This window comes from Erwinia sp. PME.40.26/001, assembly GCF_055556675.1.
Genome location: NZ_JBVHNP010000003.1, coordinates 161,693 through 184,331, shown reverse-complemented (window position 1 = coordinate 184,331; position 22,639 = coordinate 161,693). Strand labels below are relative to the sequence as shown.

At 57.0% G+C, this 22,639-nt stretch carries 17 protein-coding genes; 4 read left to right on the top strand and 13 right to left on the bottom strand.

The features are described 5' to 3' along the window. Nucleotides 1–75: 75 nt before the first annotated feature. From fhuE to ACZ3HG_RS11340, 4 genes are all read right to left on the bottom strand, one after another. On the bottom strand, nt 76–2,235 hold the full coding sequence (fhuE, locus tag ACZ3HG_RS11355) for a ferric-rhodotorulic acid/ferric-coprogen receptor FhuE (RefSeq protein WP_465332842.1): 2,160 nt from the start codon (nt 2,233–2,235) through the stop codon (nt 76–78). A 329-nt stretch (nt 2,236–2,564) separates the two neighbouring features. Then, nucleotides 2,565–3,878, bottom strand: a complete 1,314-nt coding sequence (locus ACZ3HG_RS11350) for a c-type cytochrome (RefSeq protein ID WP_465332841.1) — start codon at nt 3,876–3,878, stop codon at nt 2,565–2,567. A gap of 1 nt (nt 3,879) precedes the next feature. Beyond that, nucleotides 3,880–5,652, bottom strand: a complete 1,773-nt coding sequence (locus tag ACZ3HG_RS11345) for a GMC family oxidoreductase (protein ID WP_191934498.1) — start codon at nt 5,650–5,652, stop codon at nt 3,880–3,882. Nucleotides 5,653–5,689: 37 nt separating this feature from the next. Continuing rightward, complete coding sequence (locus tag ACZ3HG_RS11340; protein ID WP_465332840.1) at nt 5,690–6,406, bottom strand: gluconate 2-dehydrogenase subunit 3 family protein; 717 nt, start codon at nt 6,404–6,406, stop codon at nt 5,690–5,692. Nucleotides 6,407–6,871: 465 nt separating this feature from the next. Here ACZ3HG_RS11340 and ACZ3HG_RS11335 point away from each other — a divergent pair, with 465 nt between their 5' ends. Then, the gene (locus tag ACZ3HG_RS11335) at nt 6,872–7,888 is read left to right on the top strand and encodes a LacI family DNA-binding transcriptional regulator (RefSeq protein ID WP_465332839.1); all 1,017 of its coding nucleotides are present in this window, start codon (nt 6,872–6,874) and stop codon (nt 7,886–7,888) included. A gap of 57 nt (nt 7,889–7,945) precedes the next feature. On the opposite strand, the gene ahr is transcribed toward ACZ3HG_RS11335, so the two are convergent. From ahr to ACZ3HG_RS11320, 3 genes are all read right to left on the bottom strand, one after another. Then, a complete protein-coding gene (ahr, locus tag ACZ3HG_RS11330) occupies nt 7,946–8,962 on the bottom strand; it encodes an NADPH-dependent aldehyde reductase Ahr (protein WP_191934501.1) in 1,017 nt (338 codons plus the stop codon). A gap of 154 nt (nt 8,963–9,116) precedes the next feature. After that, nucleotides 9,117–10,622: a glycine betaine/L-proline transporter ProP gene (gene proP, locus ACZ3HG_RS11325; RefSeq protein WP_191934502.1), complete on the bottom strand. Its 1,506-nt coding sequence runs from the start codon at nt 10,620–10,622 to the stop codon at nt 9,117–9,119. A 257-nt stretch (nt 10,623–10,879) separates the two neighbouring features. Next, nucleotides 10,880–12,451, bottom strand: coding sequence for an EAL domain-containing protein (locus ACZ3HG_RS11320; RefSeq protein ID WP_465332838.1), 1,572 nt, complete (start codon nt 12,449–12,451; stop codon nt 10,880–10,882). 309 nt (nt 12,452–12,760) lie between these two features. On the opposite strand from ACZ3HG_RS11320, the gene ACZ3HG_RS11315 reads away from it, so the two are divergent. Then, the gene (locus ACZ3HG_RS11315) at nt 12,761–13,090 is read left to right on the top strand and encodes a DHCW motif cupin fold protein (protein ID WP_465332837.1); all 330 of its coding nucleotides are present in this window, start codon (nt 12,761–12,763) and stop codon (nt 13,088–13,090) included. 51 nt (nt 13,091–13,141) lie between these two features. Here ACZ3HG_RS11315 and uxuA read toward each other — a convergent pair whose 3' ends face one another. After that, nucleotides 13,142–14,329 (bottom strand): mannonate dehydratase, encoded by a 1,188-nt coding sequence (gene uxuA / locus ACZ3HG_RS11310; protein ID WP_465332836.1) that lies wholly within the window; start codon nt 14,327–14,329, stop codon nt 13,142–13,144. Between the two features lie 59 nt (nt 14,330–14,388). Further along, on the bottom strand, nt 14,389–15,678 hold the full coding sequence (locus ACZ3HG_RS11305; protein WP_465332835.1) for an MFS transporter: 1,290 nt from the start codon (nt 15,676–15,678) through the stop codon (nt 14,389–14,391). A gap of 214 nt (nt 15,679–15,892) precedes the next feature. Here ACZ3HG_RS11305 and ACZ3HG_RS11300 point away from each other — a divergent pair, with 214 nt between their 5' ends. Then, the gene (locus tag ACZ3HG_RS11300) at nt 15,893–16,579 is read left to right on the top strand and encodes a FadR/GntR family transcriptional regulator (protein WP_465332834.1); all 687 of its coding nucleotides are present in this window, start codon (nt 15,893–15,895) and stop codon (nt 16,577–16,579) included. Nucleotides 16,580–16,641: 62 nt separating this feature from the next. Here the strand turns inward: ACZ3HG_RS11300 and ACZ3HG_RS11295 are convergent, their stop codons facing one another. The 4 genes from ACZ3HG_RS11295 to ACZ3HG_RS11280 form a co-directional block, all read right to left on the bottom strand. Beyond that, complete coding sequence (locus ACZ3HG_RS11295; RefSeq protein ID WP_191934508.1) at nt 16,642–17,679, bottom strand: AI-2E family transporter; 1,038 nt, start codon at nt 17,677–17,679, stop codon at nt 16,642–16,644. A gap of 94 nt (nt 17,680–17,773) precedes the next feature. Further along, nucleotides 17,774–19,429, bottom strand: a complete 1,656-nt coding sequence (locus ACZ3HG_RS11290; protein WP_465332833.1) for an ABC transporter permease — start codon at nt 19,427–19,429, stop codon at nt 17,774–17,776. A gap of 45 nt (nt 19,430–19,474) precedes the next feature. After that, nucleotides 19,475–20,449 (bottom strand): ABC transporter substrate-binding protein, encoded by a 975-nt coding sequence (locus tag ACZ3HG_RS11285; RefSeq protein ID WP_191936730.1) that lies wholly within the window; start codon nt 20,447–20,449, stop codon nt 19,475–19,477. Further along, complete coding sequence (locus tag ACZ3HG_RS11280) at nt 20,446–21,150, bottom strand: ABC transporter ATP-binding protein (RefSeq protein WP_465332832.1); 705 nt, start codon at nt 21,148–21,150, stop codon at nt 20,446–20,448. Before ACZ3HG_RS11280 ends, ACZ3HG_RS11285 begins: the two co-directional genes overlap by 4 nt. Before the next feature lie 170 nt (nt 21,151–21,320). On the opposite strand from ACZ3HG_RS11280, the gene ACZ3HG_RS11275 reads away from it, so the two are divergent. Then, nucleotides 21,321–22,514 (top strand): MFS transporter, encoded by a 1,194-nt coding sequence (locus tag ACZ3HG_RS11275; RefSeq protein WP_191934512.1) that lies wholly within the window; start codon nt 21,321–21,323, stop codon nt 22,512–22,514. Nucleotides 22,515–22,639 lie beyond the last annotated feature (125 nt).

Here is a 22,639-nt window from a genome sequence, read left to right as displayed (position 1 = left end):
GTTATTTTATCGGGTGGGAAGAACAATGCCGGCCAGTCTGCGCAACCGGCATAGTTCCTGGTAAAAATTATCTCATTAAAACGAGTAGTTAGCCGATACCGTGACGTTTCGCGGTGCGCCATACACCACATAAGTCCCGAGGTAATCGTAATACTCTTTATCGAACAGGTTGTTAATATTCGCCTGAACGGAAACCTGCTTCGTGACCTGGTAGCGGCTGAACAGATTCACCAGGGTCACCGGCGACTGGTCAATATAATCCGCCGGGGCACTGGCAACGTTGGCCCAGGTTTTGTTCTGCCAGTTTACGCCGCCGCCAACGGTCAGATCCTGCAGCATCGGCAGACGGTAGCTGGTGAACAGCTTCGCGGTAGTCCGCGGGATTTCAGGCATCACGGCAGTGCCGTTACGCTGTTCGGCAATGTAGCGTGATGCACCGAAGGTCATCTGCCAGTTGTCGGTCAGCGCGCCGTTCACTTCAAATTCTACGCCCCGGCTTACCGCATCAACCGAATCGTACGCATATTCTGTGGTGTTCGGAATATAGACGTAGCTGTTTACCCCCAGGCCGTTTTGCTCGGTACGGAATAACGACAGCGATGCAGTCAGGCGACTGTTCATCCAGTCGCCTTTAATACCCGTTTCGTAGCTTTTTCCCGTCACGGGGGCGAGATATTTCGCGCTGCTGCTGCGTGTGGTTTGTGGCTGGAAGATACGGGTGTAACTCGCGTACAGCGAGTAGGTGTCATTAAGATCGAAAGTCAGACCCGCATAAGGGGCGACTTTATCACTGGTGTTTGAGCCTGATGTACCGTTGGCGCTCCAGTCAGTATAGCGGGCACCCACTAACAACGACAGTGGGTCAGCCAGTGAGAAGCGTGCGGCGGTGTAAACCGATTTCTGGCGGATAGTATCAGCCAGTGAATTTGTCCACGGTGACCAGGTCCCTTCGGTGACGCTGCCGTTCCAGTCGTGATAGTTACCGGTATCTACCCCTGACAGGTCTGAGAAGCTGTTATAGAAGGTATTTTCCTGTTTGCTGTAGCTGCCGCCGACCATCAACTCGTGAGAGCGTCCCAGCAACTCGAAAGGGCCGTTGGCATACAGATCGACGCTGTCCGTAGTACGGCGGCCTTTGTTCCAGCCGCTGTACAACGTATTACCGGTGCCGGTGACTTTATCCGGGTAACCATCAGAGTACATCAGACGTGTATCGAAAGTCGTTCTGGTGTGGCTGCCGCTGACCTGTGCCTGCCAGCCGCTGTCGAATTTTTGCATCAGCGTGGCAAAGATCTTGTTGGATTCTTTGTCACTATAGGCCCAGTCCGCACCGGAGTTGAAACTACGGTCAAAGTGGGTACGTTCGCCGTTACTGTAGAACGTCGGGATGCCGCCCCAGCTTGGGTCTTCGGAGCTGCTGTCCTGGTAATCCCAGCCCAGTGACAGCGTGGTGGAATCGGTTAAATCGGCATCCAGCACCGTAGAAAGAAATTTCTTTCGGGCATGGTAGCGATCAAGCCAGCTGTCATTTTCCTGATAACCCCCGATGGCGCGGCCGCGTAGGGTGCCAGATTCATTTAACGGCACGGTGACGTCCCCGACGTAGCGCTGTTTATCCCAGCTGCCGGTTTCTGCAGACAGCTTACCGGTGACCACTTTGCTGTCGGCATGTTTTCGCACCATATTGACGGAGGCTGACGGGTTACCGGAACCCAGGGCCAGGCTGTTCGCACCGCGAATCACTTCGATACGATCGTAAATGGCGGTGTCCGAACGGGTATCGCCCAGGTCCCAGACATCGGTCACCACGGTGGGCACGCCGTCGAAAAGGTAGTTATTAATCAGGAAGCCGCGGGAATAATAGTTTGATCGGTCGGAATCGATATTAGAGGCCGACACGCCCACCGTGTTGTTCAGAACATCGCCCACGCTCTGCAGTCCCTGGTCCTGCATCCGTTGTTGACTGACAATAGAAACAGACTGCGGAATATCACGCACGGTCAGCGGCATTTTGGTACCTGCGCTGGTGACCGGAACGCTGTAATCCGTGGCGGCCTGGGCTGCTGCCGTATCCGTATTCGCCTCCACGGTCAGCGTATCGGTTTTGGCGCTGTCGGCGGCAACGGCGGGCTGCAATGCAGACATTACCAACAGTGCGGCAAGCGACGGGGTGAGAATACGTGAGGCAGATAATGGCGCTGAGTGAGGCTGCTTACGGGATTTAGAGCGAGACATTGGCACGATCATTCCTGGAATAAGTTGCTGATGTTGAGTCAATACCTGCACCGGGCACGAAAATATCTACCGATTATCCTTAGGCGGTATGAGTACTCTGACTGATCCATGAAGTAGCGGCGAGGTTCACTGATACGGCAATCAGGCAGATTAGCGCCTGTAATGATAAAGCAAATGAGAACTATAATTATTTGATTGTGAGATGTAAATATTTATTCATCGTGAAGGGAACTAAATTGGGGGCGAGAAACCTGTGCGGAAACGTACCATGTTCTCTCTTTATTCAGGGGGCAATCCTTTATCCGATTGTCCCCTGTTGAGACTGCTGTTTACGGATTGGCCGGGAACTGTTCTGGCTGTTTCAGCAGCGCACGTTTCTCTGCCACGTCCTGCTCCGTTACGGCGGGAGCCGCATTGCCCCAGCTGTTGCGAATATAGGTCATGGTGGCGGCCACCTGCTTGTCTGACAGTTTCCAGGCAAACGGCGGCATCGCCCCACTGGTCGGGTTACCGTGTGTCACCGCGCCGCGTCCTCCCTGCAATACGGTGGTGATCAGCGAAGAGGCATCCGGTGCCATCAGTGCCGGATTATCCGCCAGGCTGGCCGCCAGATGAGGAATGCCTTTGCCGTCGCTGTTGTGGCAGGCGGTACAGTTGGCAGAATAGACATTCGCCCCCATGCGCATCTGATCACTGTCAGCGGAGAGCGGCGCGGGTTTCTGGCGATCAGAGCCCGGCTGTGACTTGATGTAAACCGCGATGGCTTTCAGGTCGTCGTCGCTGAGATGCTGGGTGGAGTTGGTGACCGCTTCGGCCATTGGCCCGGATGCCACCGCCACATGGTTGCTACCCAGTTTCAGATACTGCACCACCTGCTCGTCGCTCCAGCCGCCAATACCGGTGTAACGGTTACTGGTGATCTCTGGTGCGTACCATTCGCCAAGATTGCTGCCCTGCAAATACTCGCTGGTATCACCGCCAATAATATTTTTTGGTGTATGGCATGCGGCACAGTGTTCCAGCCCCTGCACCAGATAGGCCCCACGATTCCATTGTGCTGACTGAGTACTGTCGGGCGCAAACGGTGCGTTTTTAAAGAACAACAGATTCCATCCCATCATTGCCAGACGGATGTTATACGGGAACGGCAGGCTGGTTTCCGTCACCTTTTTATTCACCGGTTTTACCGAACGCATGTACATCCACAGGTCGTGCATATCCTCGTCACTGACATTAACATAGGCGTTGTACGGCATGGCTGGATAGAGATTTTGCCCCTCTTTCCCCTTGCCGTGGCGCACGGCACGATAGAAATCACGTTCGGTCCAGTTACCAATGCCGGTATCAGCGTCCGGAGTAATATTACTGGCAAAAATGCCGCCAAACGGCGTACTGATCGCGTAGCCTCCGGCGTAGGCCTGTTTGCTTTCCGGTGCGGTATGGCACGCCACACAGTCACCCGCCAGCGCCACGTAATGACCCCGCTCAACGGCTGCTGCATCATCGGCGGTGAGCGGATGTTTCATCAGAATCTGGTCATCTGCCACATTGTCGGCACGCGTATTGCCGTTTTGATATAGCAGAACACCCGCCAATGCTGCTGCAATGGCGAGAGTACCCACGGCTAATTTGATTTTATTCATATCACACCTTCACCAGCGGGCCGGGGGTTTTCAGGTACTGCTCAATGATGGCTTTCGCTGTCCACAGACTGAGTGCACCAATAGTGCCGGTCGGGTTATATCCGGCGTTATTCGGGAAGGAGGAGGCTCCAAGCACAAACAGGTTGTGCGCGTCCCAGCTCTGCTGATAACGGTTCAGCACGCTGGTTTTCGGGTCAGTTCCCATCACCGCTCCCCCGATGGTGTGATCGCTGGCAAAATTGTATGGCGAGTAGTTGCCTGCGGCGGAGTTGGTACCAAGGACAATTTCAGCCCCCATCGCCTTGCCAATCTCCACGCTTTTTTCTTCGATAAACTTCGCTGAGCGACGGTCGTTCTCGTTGTAGTCGAAGGTCACGCGCAGCAAGGGATTGCCGTTGTCATCGTTATATTCCGGATCCAGATCGAGGTAGTAGTCCTCGTGCGAGAAGCTGGTACCCTGGCCAAAAATAAAGGTGCCGTTCTGGAACGCGTGGGTGTAAGCCTTTTTCCACGCCTTGCCCCAGCGTGGTGTGCCAGGGGGCAGTGCATCGGCATTGCCGATAGGGCGCGCGCCGCGTGCCACTACCAGAATCCCGGCACCACCAATAAAATTGAGATCGCTGTGATCGAAGTTATCGCCGTTGAAATCATCCACCTGCTGCGACAGCGCCCCGGCACCAATGTACTGGTTGAGGTTCTCATCTTTGAAGAACAGGCTGGCCCCGGAGACGGTCTGGAAACTGTAAGCACGGCCGACCACGCCCGTTTTAGTCACTGGATCGTACGGCTGGCCGATTTTCGACAGCAGCAGCAGGCGCACATTCTGCATCTGGAAAGCAGACAGCACCACGATCCCGGCTGGTTGCTCCCACTCTTTCTTATTTTTGTCGAGATAGGTGACGCCTGTGACGGTCTTGCCATCGGCGGCTTTGTTGACCCGCACTACAGCGGAATCGGTCAGCACCGTAAAATTCTCACGCTGCATCAGCGCCGGGATCACACAGGCATTGGGGCTGGATTTGGAGAAGTTGCCACAGCCGTAATAGAGGCAGTAACCGCAGTAGGTGCAAGGGCCCATTCGCACGCCGAGCGGGTTGACATAGGCGCGTGATGTCTGGCCTGCCGGCACCATAAACGGATGCTGGCCGAGGGATTTTGCTGCATCACGGAACAGGTCTGTCAGACGCATACTTTCCAGCGGTGGCAGCGGATATTCGTTGCTGCGGTTGCCTTCGAACGGGTTGCCGCCCTCAACGATCTCCCCATTGAGTTTGCCAGCTTTACCGGACACCCCGGCGATCTTCTCAAAGCGGTCGTAGAACGGCTCCAGCTCGTCATAGGTCACTCCCCAGTCCTGTAAAATCAGTCCCTTGTCGATTTTCTCTTTGCCATAGCGTGCTACGGTCTGACTGTAAGGTTCCAGATCCCACGGCGTGAAGCGCCAGGCCATACCGGCCCAGTGGGTGCCAGATCCCCCTACGTTGTAGCCCAGTTCATTCAGGTTCCAGTCGCGCGATGGCAGGGCTTTCTGAGTGATGTTATTGCGGAACGTGGTGGTTTCAACGGCGGGTGGAAGCAGCATACTGCGGCGCGTATCCCAGCGCAGTTCATCGGTATCAATTGACGGTGGAAAATCGGTGGCGGTTTCGAACCACGGGCCACGTTCAATGGCAACGACATTCAGGCCTGCGCGGGTTAGCTCTTCGGCGATCAGAGAGCCGCACCAGCCCAGACCCACAATGACGACATCAGCGTTTGGACGGACATTTTTCATTTCGGGACTCTATTACTCAATGGCATAAGCAGCCGGATTACAGGGTGTTGTCGATCAGGCTGGTGGGGATAATATTCAGCTTCTGCCCTTTTTTGCTCAGCAGATCGCGGAAGTCGTAACGGGCACCGGGGAAGCCCAGCATCTTCCAGCTGGTCATCTCTTTATTGCCGCCATAGATCGGATCGGCGAGAAAACCTTCGCGGACGTTCTGCAATAGCAGCTCAAAAAACACCTTGGTTTCCACTTCCGCACCCATGTTTAGTCGGTTAGCTTCCATCGCGTGCAGCACCTGATCCTGCTGGTCATCGTTGAGGCTGAGAAATGTTTGGCCATACTGCGCACGGGTGGCGGCATCCAGAGCGGTCAGTCCCTGGCGATAACGCTGTGCGGGCGTCAGCGGCGATTGTGGTCCCTGCTCTGGGGTGCCTTTGACGAAACGTCCCAGACGATAAAGTGCCACGGCATTGCCATAATCACCGGCCAGCTGACGGTCAATAAACACAGCGCAGCCAGCCTCCTTTCCACCAAGACTCATCTCATCAGCAGGAATAAAACGGTCAGCAATGGCTGCTACGGTGTCGAATTCATGGCGTGTGAGATACTGCAATCCGCCAGTACGTGGCGGTGGTGGGGGGGTATTGATTTGACCGGTTTCCCAGGGTTGGCCTCCGTTCACTTCCCTGGCATCAGCCACGGGCAGTGTAGAAGCCAGGCCGAGGGCGGCGACTGACGTGAGGAACTCTCTGCGTTTCATGACATTTCCCTGCTTCTTAAATAATTTAATTGCCTGACGATGAATGTCTGTTTGAAAAAATGGCTTCGCCGCGTCTGTTTATAAATAAAAAACGTATTGGGTCGTGGTGAAGTCACAACGTTTAAGGTCAATTTTACGTTGGGTTTTCCAGATGTATTATTTTTATGAGTTACATGAATTTAAAATAATTAATAACTTAGTAACATTGGGGGTATCATAAAATCTTTACCCGATGATGGGTACTTTTGGCTTGATGGTTTTCCATCAGAGTGACTTTTTTTTGTATGGATAATGATCAAAAAAAGACGTCTGTTTTTTTTGGCAACAATTGTCATCTTGCCTGTGGCCGCAGCTTTTCCATACTATCTGCGCGTTTCTCGTGGTTTTTTATGGTGTCTTCAAAACGGATGTGTGACGAGCATCATCTGCCTGATAACATCAGAAAATGAGAGTGTTGGAGCAATAATGAAAAAGCATACGCTTGATATGCTGGCAAAAAAAGCAGGTGTCGGCGTGGCAACTGTTGACAGGGTGTTAAATGAACGTGGCGGTGTTTCACCCGAAACAACGCGTAAAGTATTACTGGCTGCGCAGGAAATCGGATTAAACAGAATATTGCCTGTGGCTTATCAGCAACCCTGGCAAATTGAAGTTTTTCTGAGTGGAAACGGCTCGTTTTTCTTTAAGCAGCTTGCGCGAGATTTTGGTGAAATAGCGAATCATCTTGGTTATCAGCGCATGACATTATTGAGGACCTTTACCGTTGAAACTCAGCCGGAGAAACTGGCGCGTCTGATCATCGACAGCAGTACAAAGCGTGACGGGATCATTGTGGTCGCTCACCATTCTCCGGCGCTGTACGAGGCGCTGGAGGTGTGTAAGGCGCGCGGGGTGCCGGTGATCACTATCGTGACCGATCTGCCCGATGCCGAACGCTTATGTCATGTGGGAATTAATCAGATGCAGGCCGGGCGCACCGCCGGGCTGATGATGGGACGTATGGTGAAGGGGGCTGGCGAAGTGGTGATGGTCAGCGGCCGCTGTGATTACAGCGCACACCGCCAGCGCATTGCCGGGTTTCGTGCGGTACTGGAGCAGAAGTTCCCCCAGCTGCGGCTGCGCGAAGTGCTTGCCGGGCAGGATCAGCGCGACGTCATCAGCCGTTTGCTGGAGGAGTGCCTTAGCCATGCGCATGACGTGATCGGCCTGTATAACACCGGGTCAGGGAATACCGAAGTAAGCGCCGCACTGAATCGACATCAACTACTGGGGTGCTGTGTGTATATCACACATGAGTTGTATAGCATTACCCGGGGCCTGATGGCAGATGATTTACTGGCAATGACGCTGGATCAAAATGCGCGTATGCATGCGCAGCTGGCGACGGATATTTTGCTGCGCCATCTGGAAGAGGGATACCAACCGACGCTGTATGAGGACGGAAAAGTAGATTTCCGGCTGATAACACCGGAAAATGCCTGAGGATGAGCCTTAGAGGCTGGCGGGACGACCTTTTACGATCGTCCCGCTATTAACGCATTAAAAATCCGCTTTCAGCACTACGCGGAAATTGGCTTTCCCGGCGCGCACATGGTCCAGTGCATCGTTGATTTTTGACATCGGGAAGAACTCGACGTGCGGTGCAATATCACGGCGTGCCGCCAGCTTCAGCAGCGAACGCAGCTGGCCCGGAGAGCCGGTGGAGGAACCGGTAATCGCTTTATCGCCCATAATCAGGTCGAAGGCGCTGACCTGGAACGGCTTCATCACGGCCCCGACGGTGTGGAATTTGCCCTGCGGTGCCAGCGCATCGAAGTACGGTTTCCAGTCGAGATCCACGGCGACGGTGCTGAGGATCAGGTCAAAGCGTCCGGCCTGCGCTTTCAGCGCTTCCGGGTCACGGCTGTTGATGACTTCATCGGCACCCATATCCAGGATGGACTGCTTTTTATTGGCTGTGGAGCTGAAAGCCACCACTTCGGCTCCCATCGCCCGCAGGATCTTAATTGCGATATGGCCCAAACCGCCGATGCCGATGACGCCCACGCGGCTGGTGGCCGTGATATTGCTCATCAGCAGCGGTTTAAACACGGTAATGCCGCCGCACAGCAGCGGACCGGCTGCGGCTGCATCCAGGCTTTCCGGTAGCGGGATCACCCACTGCCAGTCAGCGCGCAGTTTCTCAGCAAACCCACCGTTGTTCAGGATGGTCGGGGTGGTGCCTTTTTCGCAGTTCACCTGCTCGCCGTTGATACAGGCATCACAGTGCTGACAGCTTTTTGCCGTCCAGCCAATCCCCACGCGCTGGCCGATGGACAGGCCTTTATTTTTTGCCGCCTCACCCAGGGCGGAAACGCGCCCGATCACTTCGTGGCCGGCAATGGTCGGATACTGAGAGATACCCCATTCGTTGTCGATCATCGACAGGTCAGAGTGGCAGACGCCACAGTATTCAACCTCGACTTCCACTTCCTCTGTGCTCAGTTCGCCTGCGTCGTATTCATACAGTTCAAGAGCCTGTCCTGCTTGCATGGCCGCGTAGCTTTTAATTTTCATTTCATACCTCAGATTCGGTTTACGGTCAGGGGGGAGAGTTTAGCTGTTCAGGGAAACAATGTGGCTTTTTGCCGCACGTAAGGTTTATCTGAAGGACTGACTGCGGAGAAAATGGACAAAAAGAAGGGCGGCCCTGTTCTGGCCGCCCGGATGTTTATTCGTTGATACGCGGATGCTGATCGATCAGGCGGGAGCGTTTCGCTTCCAGCTCACTGATCTGCTCGCTGATATCTTCGATTTTCTGCTCGATGTTATCGTGATGCTCTTGCAGGATCTCTTTGGCTTCCGCCATGTCTGACGCTGCTGGCGTGGCACCGCGCAGCGGCATGTTGGCGGTTTCTTTCATGGTCAGACCGGTGATCAGACCAATCACAGCGACCACCATCAGATAGTAAGCCGGCATATAGAGATTGCTGGTCGTTTCGACCAGCCATGCCGCGATGGTCGGGGTCAGACCTGCCACCAGTACCGAGATGTTAAAGGCACTGGCCAGCGCACTGTAGCGGATGTGGGTCGGGAACATCGCTGGCAGAGAGGAGGCCATCACACCGGTAAAGCTGTTCAGAATCACCGCCAGCAGCAGCAGGCCGGCAAAAATCAGCCCCATCACGCCGCTGTTGATCAGCATAAACGCCGGAATAGACAGCACCAGCAGCGCGATGCTGCCGATAATCACGAACGGACGACGACCAAACTTATCGCTCATCAGACCCATGACCGGCTGCACAAACAGCATACCCAGCATAATAGCGATGATAATCATCACGCCATGATCTTCCGAGTAGTGCAGGTTATGCGACAGGTAGCTCGGCATGTAGGTGAGCAACATGTAGTAGGTAACGTTAGTAGCAATCACCAGACCCACGCAGGAGAGCAGGCTTTTCCAGTGTTTGGTGGCAATCTCTTTAAACGAGACTTTCGGGCCTTCTGCCAGGCCTTCACGATCACCCTGTTCCAGCTTGTCGACATGCTGCTGGAAGGCCGGGGTTTCTTCCAGCGCATGGCGCAGATAAAGCCCGATGATACCCAACGGCAGCGCTACGAAGAACGGAACACGCCAGCCCCACTCAAGGAAGCGGGCTTCGCCGATCACCGCAGAGATCAGCACGACCAGGCCGGCACCGAGCACGAACCCGGCAATGGAGCCGAAGTCCAGCCAGCTACCCATAAAGCCACGCTTACGGTCCGGGGAATACTCGGCAACAAAGATGGATGCGCCGGTGTATTCGCCACCAACCGAGAAGCCCTGCGCCATTTTACACAGCAGCAGCAGGATCGGTGCCCAGATGCCAATCGAGGCATAGGAGGGAATTAAGCCAATACAGAAGGTACTGATCGACATAATAATGATGGTAATCGACAGGATTTTCTGGCGACCATATTTGTCACCCAGGGCACCAAAGAACAGGCCACCTAACGGGCGAATTAAGAAAGGAACGGAGAAAGTTGCCAGTGCGGCAATCATTTGTGTACCTGGATCAGCGCCGGGGAAGAAAACCTGCCCCAGTGCATAGGCGACAAACCCATATACGCCGAAATCGAACCATTCCATCGCATTGCCCAGCGAGGCAGCGGTAATGGCTTTACGTAATCTGGTGTCATCAATAATGGTGACGTCTTTTATCCCAATAGGCTTAACACGCTTCCTACGTAGCTTCATAAAGAACACCCTGTAATTATCTGTTTTCCAACTCAATATTCACACTGTTCAGGTCAGGCCCGTGTTGTCTGCCTGACCTGTCACGGGTGAAAAACCTGCAGCACAATACGCTATCGCCAGTTATGGCCAGGGGCCAGAACGGCACGGCAGCGCATTCCGCCAGCTATACAGTATATAGACACTTCGCACTTGGACATAATTCCAGTCGGAAACTTCTTACTCCAGAGGGAAAAAACGGCATGGAAACCACCGCTGATCTACACCGGGCCAGCCGAAGGTGTGCGCTGCTGCGCAATCCACTGCATCAGCGCCGCGTTGTCCATCGGACGGGCATAGTAGTAACCCTGAATGTACTCCACGCCCCGATTTTTCAAATAGTCCCGCTGCAGTGTCGTTTCCACACCTTCTGCCACAATATTCAGCGCCAGCTTCTGTGCCAGCAGGATAATGGCATCCAGCACCGGCGTCGTGCCTTCCAGCGTCTCGATGGCGTTGACAAAGCCTTTATCAATCTTCAGATAGTCGATCGGGAAGGTTTGCAGATAGGACAGTGAGCAGTGGCCGGTACCGAAATCATCAATGGCGACTTTCATACCTGCGAGCCGCAGCTCTGCCAGTTTGTCTCCCACTTCTTCGCCGTCGCGGATCAGGCTGCGTTCCGTCAGTTCCAGCGTAATACAGGCATTAAGATGGGCAATATCATGGGAAAACTGGCGCATATCACTAACAAATTCATCATGTTGCAGGTGATCGGCCGCCAGATTAATACCAATTTTAAAATCAGCGGGAACCTGCCAGCTGGCGCAGTCTTTTGCCACCAGCGCCAGCAAATGCCGGGTGAGGGGAATAATCATTCCTTCATCTTCGGCCGCGGCAATGAACACATCCGGGCGCACCCAGCTTCCGTCCGGGCGTTGCCAGCGCAACAGCGCTTCGGCCCCGGATAACTCGCCGGTCGCCAGATTACACACCGGCTGATAGTTGACGGTGAATTCGCCACGGGCGATACCCCGGCCAATTTCATCGTGGAATGAGCTTCTGCGCTTCAGCCAGTTAAGCGTGATCATGATGAACAGCAGGGACAGGATGATCGCCATGGGCAGGAAAGTGAACAGGGTCTGTCGCCAGCTTTGCAGCGCCTCGGCACGCGGCGAGGTAATGGTCACCGTTATCGGATAGCGGTTGTCGGAGCGGGTATAACGGGTGGTGCCAAGGATGCCCTGGTAGATATACAGCGGTCTGCCGCTGGAAATACGGTAGCCGCCGCCAAACTGCATGGTGATATGGTAGCCATGCTTGATACCGGCTGCGGTCATAAAGTCGATCAGGTACTGCCCCTCCACCAGCGCATAGCGACCAAAACCATGACTATCTTCGCGCATAAAGATCACCGCAGGGCGATCTTTCATGCTGTAGGTCCCGGCTACGGAGAGCATCCATGATGCTGCGCGGTGTTCAGGCGGTGGCACCAGAATCATACTTTTTACGCTGCCACTGATCGCCCCGAAGGCTGAGGAACAATAGACCTGATCGCCTTTCGCCACGCCCACAGACCGAAAGTAAGGGTAGATCGTGCCGTACTGCTGAAGCATTGAGCGGATCGCCGGGCAGTCCTTGTCCCTGAACGTATCAAGGTGGTCGGTCATTGACCACGCCAGCTGGCTGATATGAGCGGCCTGCTCAAGCATCATAGACGCGGTGAGCTTTTGCTGATTAACCACGCTTTTACGCGCTTCAATAAATGTGAATATCAGGCAGAGTACCAGCGGTAACAGCCCGGCAAGGATTAACCAGATTTTCTCATGCTTAGGCTTTACGAGTGCTTGCAAGCGCTTCCCCTGTTAACGGCATAAATAGATCGCAGCGGCGGTGTACGACCAATTATTGTCCTGTGCTGTCCCTGAATGATTCCCGCACCGGAGAGCGTTAGTATTATGCCAATTATTGTTTAATGCGCTATCTCTCACCATGAAATCTTTTTGTCACAGGGGGCGACGCACAGCGGATGCCTCACCCCGTGCGTCAGGGAAGCCGGCAACGCAGTGTGATTTTCCGGGGCAGGGGCGACATCCTGTACTTGCCGCCGTTAACGTGCTGACGTAGTGTATTTTTTTGTCACCCCTTATGGAAGCCAGACAATGAACATCAGCGACATTCCTTTCGGCACCACGGCCTGGTCGGCGCTGGAAGCAACGGAACACCCGGGAGAAACGGGTACGGCCTGGTGGCGCACCCGGCAGTTCGGCGAGATACGCGTCAGGATGGTGGACTATACCGCAGGGTATCTGGCCGATCACTGGTGCAGCAAAGGACACATTCTGCTGTGCCTTTCCGGTGAGTTACACACTGAGCTGGAGGATGGGCGGGTATTTACTCTGACGGCGGGCATGAGTTACCAGGCGGCGGATAACGCAGAAGCACACCGTTCCTGGACGGAGAACGGTGCACAGCTTTTTATTGTCGACTGACGCCTGTCCTGCAAACAGCAGGTGCGCTGGCGACACCTGCTGTTTCCGACATCAGCCAGCGTTAAAAAAGGTCTGTTTTAACGCCAGCTCCACGCCACGAATTTCCGCCAGCCCCTTCAGACGTCCAATCGCTGAATAGCCGGGATTGGTTTTTTTATGCAGGTCATCCAGCATCTGATGGCCGTGATCCGGACGCAGCGGAATCGCCCGCAGGTTGCCTGCGCGGCGGCGCTTCTGCTCTTCGGCGAGGATCACCTTAATTACGCCGACCATATCCACATCCCCCGCCAGATGCGCGGCTTCGTGGAAGCTGTTCGGGTTCGCTTCGCGCTGTGTTGAGCGCAGATGGGCAAAGTGAATGCGGTCAGCAAAGGTTTCGGCCATTTTCACCAGGTCATTATCCGCGCGCACGCCGTAGGATCCGGTACAGAAGGTGAAACCGTTGTGTACGCTGTCGACGGTCTCTTTCAGCCACTGCATATCGTCGATCGTCGACACGATGCGCGGCAGGCCGAGGATCGGACGCGGTGGATCGTCCGGGTGTACCGCCAGTACGATACCTGCTTCCTGGGCCACCGGGACGACGGCGCGCAAAAATTCTGCCATATGTTCGCGCAGCTTCGCGTGGTCGATGCCGTCATACTGCGACAGCTGTGCCTGAAACTGTTCCAGCGTGTAGCCCTCTTCGGCCCCCGGCAGCCCGGCGATAATATTGCGCGTCAGGGTGTCGATTTCCTCCTGACTCATGGCGGCAAAACAGGCGGCGGCCTGTTGCTGCTCATCTGCGCTGTAATCCTGCTCTGCATTAGGGCGTTGCAGGATATGCAGCTCGAATGCCGCAAAGGCGATATGGTCGAAGCGCAGCGCTTTGGCACCATCCGGCAGCGTCCAGCCGAGGTCGGTGCGCGTCCAGTCCAGCACCGGCATAAAGTTGTAGCATACGGTGTCGATACCGCAGGCACCGAGGTTGCGCAGCGACTGCTGATAGTTGGCGATGTATTTTTGGTAATCACCGCGCTGCGTTTTAATCGATTCGTGGATTGGCACGCTTTCCACCACCGACCACACCAGGCCTTTTTCTGCCAGCAGGGCCTGGCGTGCTTTTATCTCCGCCACCGGCCAGACGTCGCCGTTAGGGATGTGGTGCAGGGCGGTGACAATACCGGTGGCCCCCGCCTGGCGGGCGTCGTCCAGTGATACCGGGTCTTTAGGGCCGTACCAGCGCCATGTGTGTTCCATGTGATCTCCTTGCGGGGCTCTCTGCTGAGATCGCCCCGGATAATGAATGGTTCGGTTAATTAATCCGCAATCGGGTCTTTGACGATAAAGAAGTAGGCCAGTGCGCCCGCGAAGGTAACGCAGGAGCAGATCACCAGCGCCATATTGAACGAACCGGTGGTATCGACTACCCAGCCGGTGACAATCGGCGCGAAGGAGGCACAGATAAAGCTGCCGAAGTTCTGAATACTGCTGACCGACGCCACCATGCGTGACGGGGCCATGACCTGCACCAGACCCCATGCTGAGGTACCGGCGAAATGGACAAAGAACAGCGCCAGACTGATAAAGCCGACGGCCATGGCGGTCGAGGTGGACTGCACTACCAGCAGGGTAAAGGCCGCCGAACAGACCAGGCCAAAACAGATCAGGGCTTTACGGGTTTTTGCCAGCCCATAGCCACGGCGGGCGAGGCGGTCGGCCACGGTACCGTTCACCAGCATCCCTATTGAGCCAAACAGGAACGGAATGGCGGCGACCCAGCCGGTACTGGCCAGGCTCAGGCCGCGTTCGGCCTGGAGGTAACCCGGCAGCCAGGAGAGATACAGCCAGCCGGTGTAATTCACGCCACTGAAGCCGAGGATCATCCCCCACACGGTGCGTTTTTTAAACAGCGCGCCCCACTCTTTCAGGGACACGCGGGTTTTCTGCGACGGTGTGGATCCCTGGTTGAGGTACTGTTCTTCTTCCGGGGTCAGCGCAAAACGGTCGCGGTTACGATACCAGGCATACCAGCAGAGGGCGATGGCAACCCCGGCTACGCCGATAATCACAAACATCATGCGCCAGCCGAAGGCCAGCATCAGTGCCACAAGGATCGGCGGTGCGAAGGCCTGGCCGAAGGTGGTGGAGGAGTTGAAAATGCCCATCGGCAGGCCGCGCTCGCGGGCATTAAACCAGTCATTCACCACCTTGACGCCGCTGGGCATAAACGGTGCTTCACCGATGCCCAGCCCGATACGCAGCATAATAAAGTGGCTGAAGCTGTTCACCGCACCGGCCATTGCCTGCATCACCGACCAGAACAGCAGGCCGCCGCCAAGCACGATACGCGGGCCGAAGCGGTCCAGCAGCAGTCCGCTGGGTAGCTGGGAGATACCGTAAGAGAGGGAAAACGCCGAGAGCAGCACGCCAAATTCCGTGGCAGACAGGCCGAGATCGCTGCGGATCGCCGCATTGGCGATCGACAGGGAGCCGCGATCGAGGAAATTGATAATCCCGGCGAGAAACAGCAGGGTGAGCGACACCGTCTGTATCCGCTTGAGCCGGCTGGATTTTTGGAGAGGTGATTCAAAGGCTGAAACCGTCATCGGCGTTCCTTGTACGGCTCAACGGCCGTTTTTATGTCAGAGCGTCACAGGGGAAAGTGTCTGGCCCAGTGGTCAGGCCGCTGGACCAGAGAATAAACGTGAAAGGCTGTTCAATACCGTGATGGCGATCGCAGCATGCGGATCGCGGGCCATTTACACGCGACCGAAGCGCTGTGATAAGCTCTGCTCATCACATCGTCCGCGTGGAATGGGTATGGAATTACCGACACTGAAAGTTGAGCGCCTTTACCGGCAGATTTCTAACCTGCTGATTGGCTGCATTAAAAAGGGACAGTTTCCCGCCGGGGCGATCCTGCCGCCGGAGCGTGAGTTAGCCAAACAGCTGGGCGTCAGCCGTTCATCGATTCGTGAGGCGCTGATCGCGCTGGAGATCACCGGCTGGGTTGAAATCCGCACCGGTAACGGCGTGTACGTGATGGACCCGCTGCCGCAGACCGAGGCCGCCCCGGCGGAGGAGGAGTTCAGCCTGAAGGCGCTGATTCAGGCGCGTCAGGTGTATGAAGCGATGACGGCAGAGCTGGCCGCACGCAACGGCAGTGACGATCAGCGTGCAGAGCTGCAGGAGATCACCCAGGATCTCATCCAGTTACACGTCAATGACGACAAGTTTCTGCGGGAAGATAAGCGCTTCCACCTGCTGATTGCCGAGATGACGGGCAACGAGGTGCTGCGCGACATGATGGAATACCTGTGGAATAAGCGAAAGAGCTCACGCTTCGTGCGGCTGGAAAGCCACTACGCGGAGAGTGATTTTCCGCGTGAGATGAATCAGGACCATGAGGATATTGCCCGGGCAATCATTGCCCGCGATGCGGTACAGGCCCGTGCCTGTATGGAGCGCCATTTACAGCATGTCTACGATCGCTTGTTTATTGAGTAATGCGGCGGGCAGGGCGGGTGGAGCGAAAAAAGGTCCGCCCCGACCCGACGCCTGTCATCGTGTTACAGCGATTTGCGGCCGTTGCCTAACAGGATCGCCAGCTTGCTGCCGCCGGGGGTGGTCTCCATCAGAATTTTACACACGCTGGTGAGCGGAACCGACAGCAGCATGCCCACCGGGCCGAGCAGCCAGCCCCAGAAAATCAGCGACAGAAACACCACCAGGCTCGACAGGCCCAATCCGCGTCCCATCACCCGGGGTTCCAGCAGGTTGCCCAGTAGCATATGAATAGCGATAAACAGCGCCCCTACCAGCCCGGCTTCCAGCGGCGTGTTCAGCAGCAGCGCCTGTAAAACCGGGGGAATGCCGGCGATCACCGGCCCGATATTGGGAACAAAATTCAGCACAAAGGCCACCAGGCCCCACAGCAGCGCAAACTTTACCCCCAGCGCCATCAGCGCCAGCCATACCAGAATACCGGTCGCCAGGCTGATCAGCGTTTTCAGTGCCAGATAGTGCGTCACGCCTTTCAGCGCTCTGTGCAGCCCGGCAATGCGGATCTGCGGATTGACCAGGGCATAGCGCAACTTGTACGGCAGATGGTGGACTTCAAACAGCATAAAGATCACCGTCATCATCACCAGAACGATCTGCGTCATGGCCCCGGAGAACTGGCCGAGCATGGTGGTGGCGACATCCATCACCGCATTAGGATCCAGCCGCTGTGCCAGCGATTCAGGTGAAATCATGATGTGAAATCGTGCGGCAAAGTGCTGGATGATGGCGAGTTTCTGCTCTGCCTGCGCCTGAAGCTGCGGATACACCTCGCTGAACTCCTGCAGTGAACCGGCAATCATTGCAATCATCAGCGCCAGCCCAATCAGCACCACCAGGATCACCAGACTGATGGCGAGGCCGCGACGGATGCCGCGCCGCATCAGCCAGGTGACCAGCGGGTTCAGCACGATGGCGAAAAACAGTGCCATCAGAAAAGGCACCATAATCTCAGCCGACAGTTTGATCCCCCCGAGGATCACCACCAGCGTCGCCAGTTTCAGTAAAATATTTTGCCCGATCTTCTCCTGCGGCAATGGGTTCATCGCGCCTCCGTTTAAGAACTCTGCGCAGCAAGTGTAGCGGCTGTTTACACGCCGCCGCTCACTTTAGGAATGATCGGATTTTAGTCCATCACCGCTATCTGCGTTCACGCCGCTGCAGGATAGCCAGCGCGGTGAGCATCAGTGCCAGACCGGTCGCCATCGCGATGCTGGCCATCGCCATGCCCTGACCCACGGAACCCTGCTCAAACTGACGCCAGATAAACACGGACACCGTCTGCGTTCCCGCCGGGGCCAGCAATAGCGAGGTCACCAGTTCGCGCGAGGCGATGGCAAAAACCATCAGCATGGCCGCCAGCAGGCTGGGGAACACCAGCGGGATGACGATATGGCGCAGTGCCGCCAGGGCGCTGGCACCGTGAACCCGGGCGGCGGGTTCCAGATTGCTGCCGAGCTGCTTCAGCGCACTGCTGACATAGCGCACCGGCCACGGCAGCAGCAGACAGCAGTAAGAGAGCAGCAGGATCGGCCAGCTGTTATAAGGCGTCACAGGCCAGAAGGGCTGGTTCCACAGCAGAATCAGCCCGACGCCCACCACCACACCCGGCAGCGCCGCCGGCAGCAGGGAGAGTGCATCGATCAGCGCGGCCCCGCGAATGCGGCGAACCACCACCAGCCAGGCAGCCAGGAATCCCAGCAATCCGGTCACCAGCGACGTGCCCAGTGCCAGACCAACGCTGGTGGAAAGGGCTGTCACGGCATCCCCCTGCAGGGCAAACAGGGCAGCAAAGTGGCGCAGCGTCAGGTTGCTGAGATGTATTCCACCGGACAGCGTGGAAAGTAGCGCCGTCAGCAGCATGGAACTCATCGGGATCGCCACCATCACGGTCGCTACCGCAGCAAATAGCAGCAGCACTGGCCAGCGCCACGGTCCGAGGGGGCTGCCGCTGTTTTGCGCTGGTTTGCCGTTAATGCTGGTGACATCTTTATGGCCCACCCACCGTTTCTGTAAGGCAAACGCGGCCAGGGCCACCATGACCAGCAGTACTGACAGCAGCGACGCGCCTGGCAGATCAATGGGCCAGTCGGCCAGACGCTCTTCGATACCGACCGTCAGCATCACCACCCCGGCACGGGAGCCCAGCGCGGCGGGAACGCCATACTCTTCAATCGCCAGGGTAAAGGCCAGCAGCACGCCTGCTGCCAGCGCGGGCAGCAACATGGGCAGGGTGACATGCCAGAAGGCGCGCCAGGCGCTGGCACCGTGTACCCGCGCCACGATAGCCAGCTGCTGTCCGCTCGCCAGCAGGCTGCGTGATACGGCAAAGTAGACCACCGGAAAAATATTCAGCGTCATCACCAGCGTAATGCCGCTCTGGCTGAACAGCAGATCGTTGAGATCGACGCCGATCGCCTGGTACAGATAGCCGTTGTGCTGCAGCGCCAGCATCCAGCTGAGGGCAGAAATATAGGGCGGAGTCAGAAACGGGATCAGCAGCAGCAGGTCCCAGAGACGCGCCAGTGGCAGATGAAACAGCCCGCGCAGTGTGCCGAGCGGGATACCGATCAGCGCACTGAGCAGCGCCACGCTCAGGCCGGTTGTCAGGGTGCCCCGCAACAGTGCGGGCAGCTGCGGGTCTGCCAGCAGCCGGGTGACAGGGGTGAACGCTCCGGCCAGCGAGCCCTGTGCCAGCGCCGGAAACAGCGCCTGCAGCAGGATAAACAGCAGCGGCAGCGCCACCAGGATCAGCAGCAGCGCCACGGTTAGCAGCGGCAGTAAACGAGAGGTCATCGCAGGTTCCTGAGGGGGGTGGCAGGTGCGCCACCCCAGGCAAGATTAAGGGTGGCTGAACAGCGTGCCAAAGCGTTGCAGGACGGCGCTGCGGTCAGCGCTGCCGCCGCTCTGTGCGGGCAGAAGCTTGAGATCGCGAAGCAGGGGACGCTTGCCGCCGACGTCGGAGCGCGCGGGCATTAACCACGCGTCGGCCACTTTCTGCTGCCCCTCTTCTGACAGCACATAGTCAACAAATGCTCTGGCGTCCGCCGCGTGCTGGCTGCTTTTCAGGATCATCATCGGACGCGGTGCCACGACGGTGCCGCTGGCGGGGAAGATCACTTTAATCGCCTCACCGTCCTGAATGCTGCTATACGAAACGTAATCCACTGCACCAAAAACGGCAGCTTTCGCACCCTGCAGCACCGGTGTCAGCGCCTGGGCATTGGGCCCGGCAATGACCATACCGTTCATTTTCAGCCTGCTGAACAGCGCCCATGCGTCGTCGCCCATACTGTTCTGCAGGCCGATCAGCAGGTCGAGAGATGCACCGGACAGTGACGGGTCGGGGGTGGTCACCCGACCTTTAAACTCGGGGCGGGTCAGATCGTTCCACTCTCTGGGCTCCGGGGTGCCGCTCCCGGTATTCCAGACGATCCCCAGCGCGGAGATGCCCTGGGCAACGTAAGCGTCGGTTTTAAAGGCGGCCGGCACCTGTTTTGCGTTGGGGCTCTGATACGGCAGCAGCCAGCCGCGCTGCTCCAGCTCTTCGGCCGTATCCCAGGAGGCAGAAATCAGTACATCGGCCTGCGGGTTGGCCTGTTCGGCCTCCAGCCTCGCCATCACTTTTCCGGTCGTGGCCTGAAATATATTCACTTTCACGCCCGTCTGCTTTTCGTAGCCTGTGGCCAGGCTTTTCGCCAGTGAACCCGGCCCGGCGGTATACACCGTCAGCGCCTGTGCGTCAGCGATCATCATGCCGGAAGATAGCAGCATCGTTAACAGAGCTCCTGTTTTCATCGAATTCAATACGTTCATGCAAGTTCCCCGGAGAGTGATGTAACGGTTTGACGGGCGGCAACCGATCCGGCCGACAGCCAGACGATACGATCGGCCAGCATTTCCGCTTCGCTGCGATCGTGGGTGACATAGACGGCGGTGGTGCCGAGCTGGCGCAGCAGGCCTGCCATCTCACGGCAGAGGGATTCACGCAGGTCGCGGTCAAGATTCGACAGCGGTTCATCGAACAGCAGGATCGCAGGTTCAGCGATAATCGCCCGCGCCAGCGCCACGCGCTGCTGCTGGCCGCCGGAGAGATCGGAAGGCTTACGCTGTGCGAAGTCAGCCAGACCTACGCGCTGCAGAGCCATCATGACCCGCTCGTCGCGTTCGCGTGCCGGTACCCGGCGCATCAGCAGTGGAAAGGCGACGTTCTGCGCCACGCTCATATGTGGCCACAGGGCATAGTCCTGAAAGACCATGCCGATATCGCGCTGTTCAGGAGGGGTGCAGACGGCGGCGCTGGCCATCAGCCGGTCGCCAAAATGCAGCGTGCCCTGCCGGGGTTGCAGCAGCCCGGCGAGTATTTTCAGAAGGGTGCTTTTGCCACAGCCCGAGGGGCCAAGCAGTGCGACAATGCTGCCCGCCCCGATGTCGAGATCGAGATGGTTGAGCACCGTCTGCGTGCCGAAAGCATAGTGAATGCCCTTCAGCGTCACGGAAGTGGGAGAACGGACCATATTGTTATCCTCTTTGGGACTTTTCCCCCCGGAAATGGGGAGTTACGGGGGAGTATAGGGAGGGTGTATGACGGATTTATGGCGGAAGAAAGACGCCTGCGATTGTTAACGGTTGCAGGATTTCGGGTATAGTGATCGTCACTTCTTTTGACCCTGCGAGCAGGATTTTCATGTCTGAGCAGCCCGCCGGTGCCACCGCGCTAAGTGGCTTCCGTTTAAATCTGCGTATTTTCTCCGTCGTGATGTTTAACTTTGCCAGCTATATGACTATCGGCTTACCGCTGGCGGTGCTGCCTGGCTATGTCCACGATGTGATGGGCTACAGCGCATTCTGGGCAGGGCTGGTGATCAGCCTGCAATATCTCACCACTCTGATCAGCCGCCCGCATGCCGGGCGTTATGCCGATCTGTGGGGGCCAAAAAAAGTTGTGGTCGTCGGGCTGTGCGGCTGCTTTATCAGCGGCTTGTGCTATGCGCTGGCGGCGATCAGCAGCTCCCTGCCCGTGCTCAGTCTGCTGCTGCTGTGCGCGGGCAGGCTGATACTGGGCGTCGGGCAGAGCTTCGCCGGAACCGGCTCCACGCTGTGGGGCGTCGGCGTGGTCGGGTCGCTGCATATTGGTCGGGTGATCTCCTGGAACGGTATTTTCACCTATGGCGCGATGGCGATAGGTGCGCCGCTCGGCGTGGCGATCTATGACCAGGGCGGACTGCTGCTGCTGGCGGGGATCATTACGGCGATTGCGCTGCTGGGCATCCTGCTGGCGCTGCCCCGGGCGCAGGTCAAAAGCAGCGCGGGCCGGCCGCTGCCGTTTCGCGCCGTACTGGGCCGTATCTGGCGTTTCGGCCTGCTGCTGGCGATGGGATCGGCCGGGTTTGGCGCAATTGCCACCTTTATCACCCTGTTTTACCAGGATAAAGGTTGGGATGGTGCAGCCTTTGCGCTGACGCTGTTCAGCGTGGCTTTTGTCGGTACGCGGCTGCTGTTCCCGCAGGCGATTGCCCGTCACGGTGGGTTGAACGTGGCGCTGGTGTGTTTTGCGGTGGAAGCCCTTGGGCTGTTTATGGTCTGGGGGGCAGGGGATCCGTGGCTGGCACGCGGCGGGGCGCTGCTGACCGGGGCCGGGTTCTCGCTGGTTTTTCCGGCCATTGGCGTGGTGGCGGTCAGTGCCGTACCGCCGCAGAATCAGGGCAGTGCGCTGGCAACTTATACTGCGTTTATGGATCTGGCGCTGGGTATTACCGGGCCGCTGGCGGGGCTGATAATGAGTGCTATGGGGGTACCGTCGGTCTATCTTCTCAGCGGTTTACTGGCCTGTCTGGCGATGGCCGTAACGGTGCATCTGAAAAAAGCGGTCCCGGCTTAGTGGGACCGTTGTCAAATGACACAGATAAGTCGGTTACCGTTCCAGGGGCGATCATTGCTGAACGGCCCCTGCTGAGGGTATTGATGTCAGGTCAGTCCCGGGTGAGTTCCTGCCAGCGACCCAGG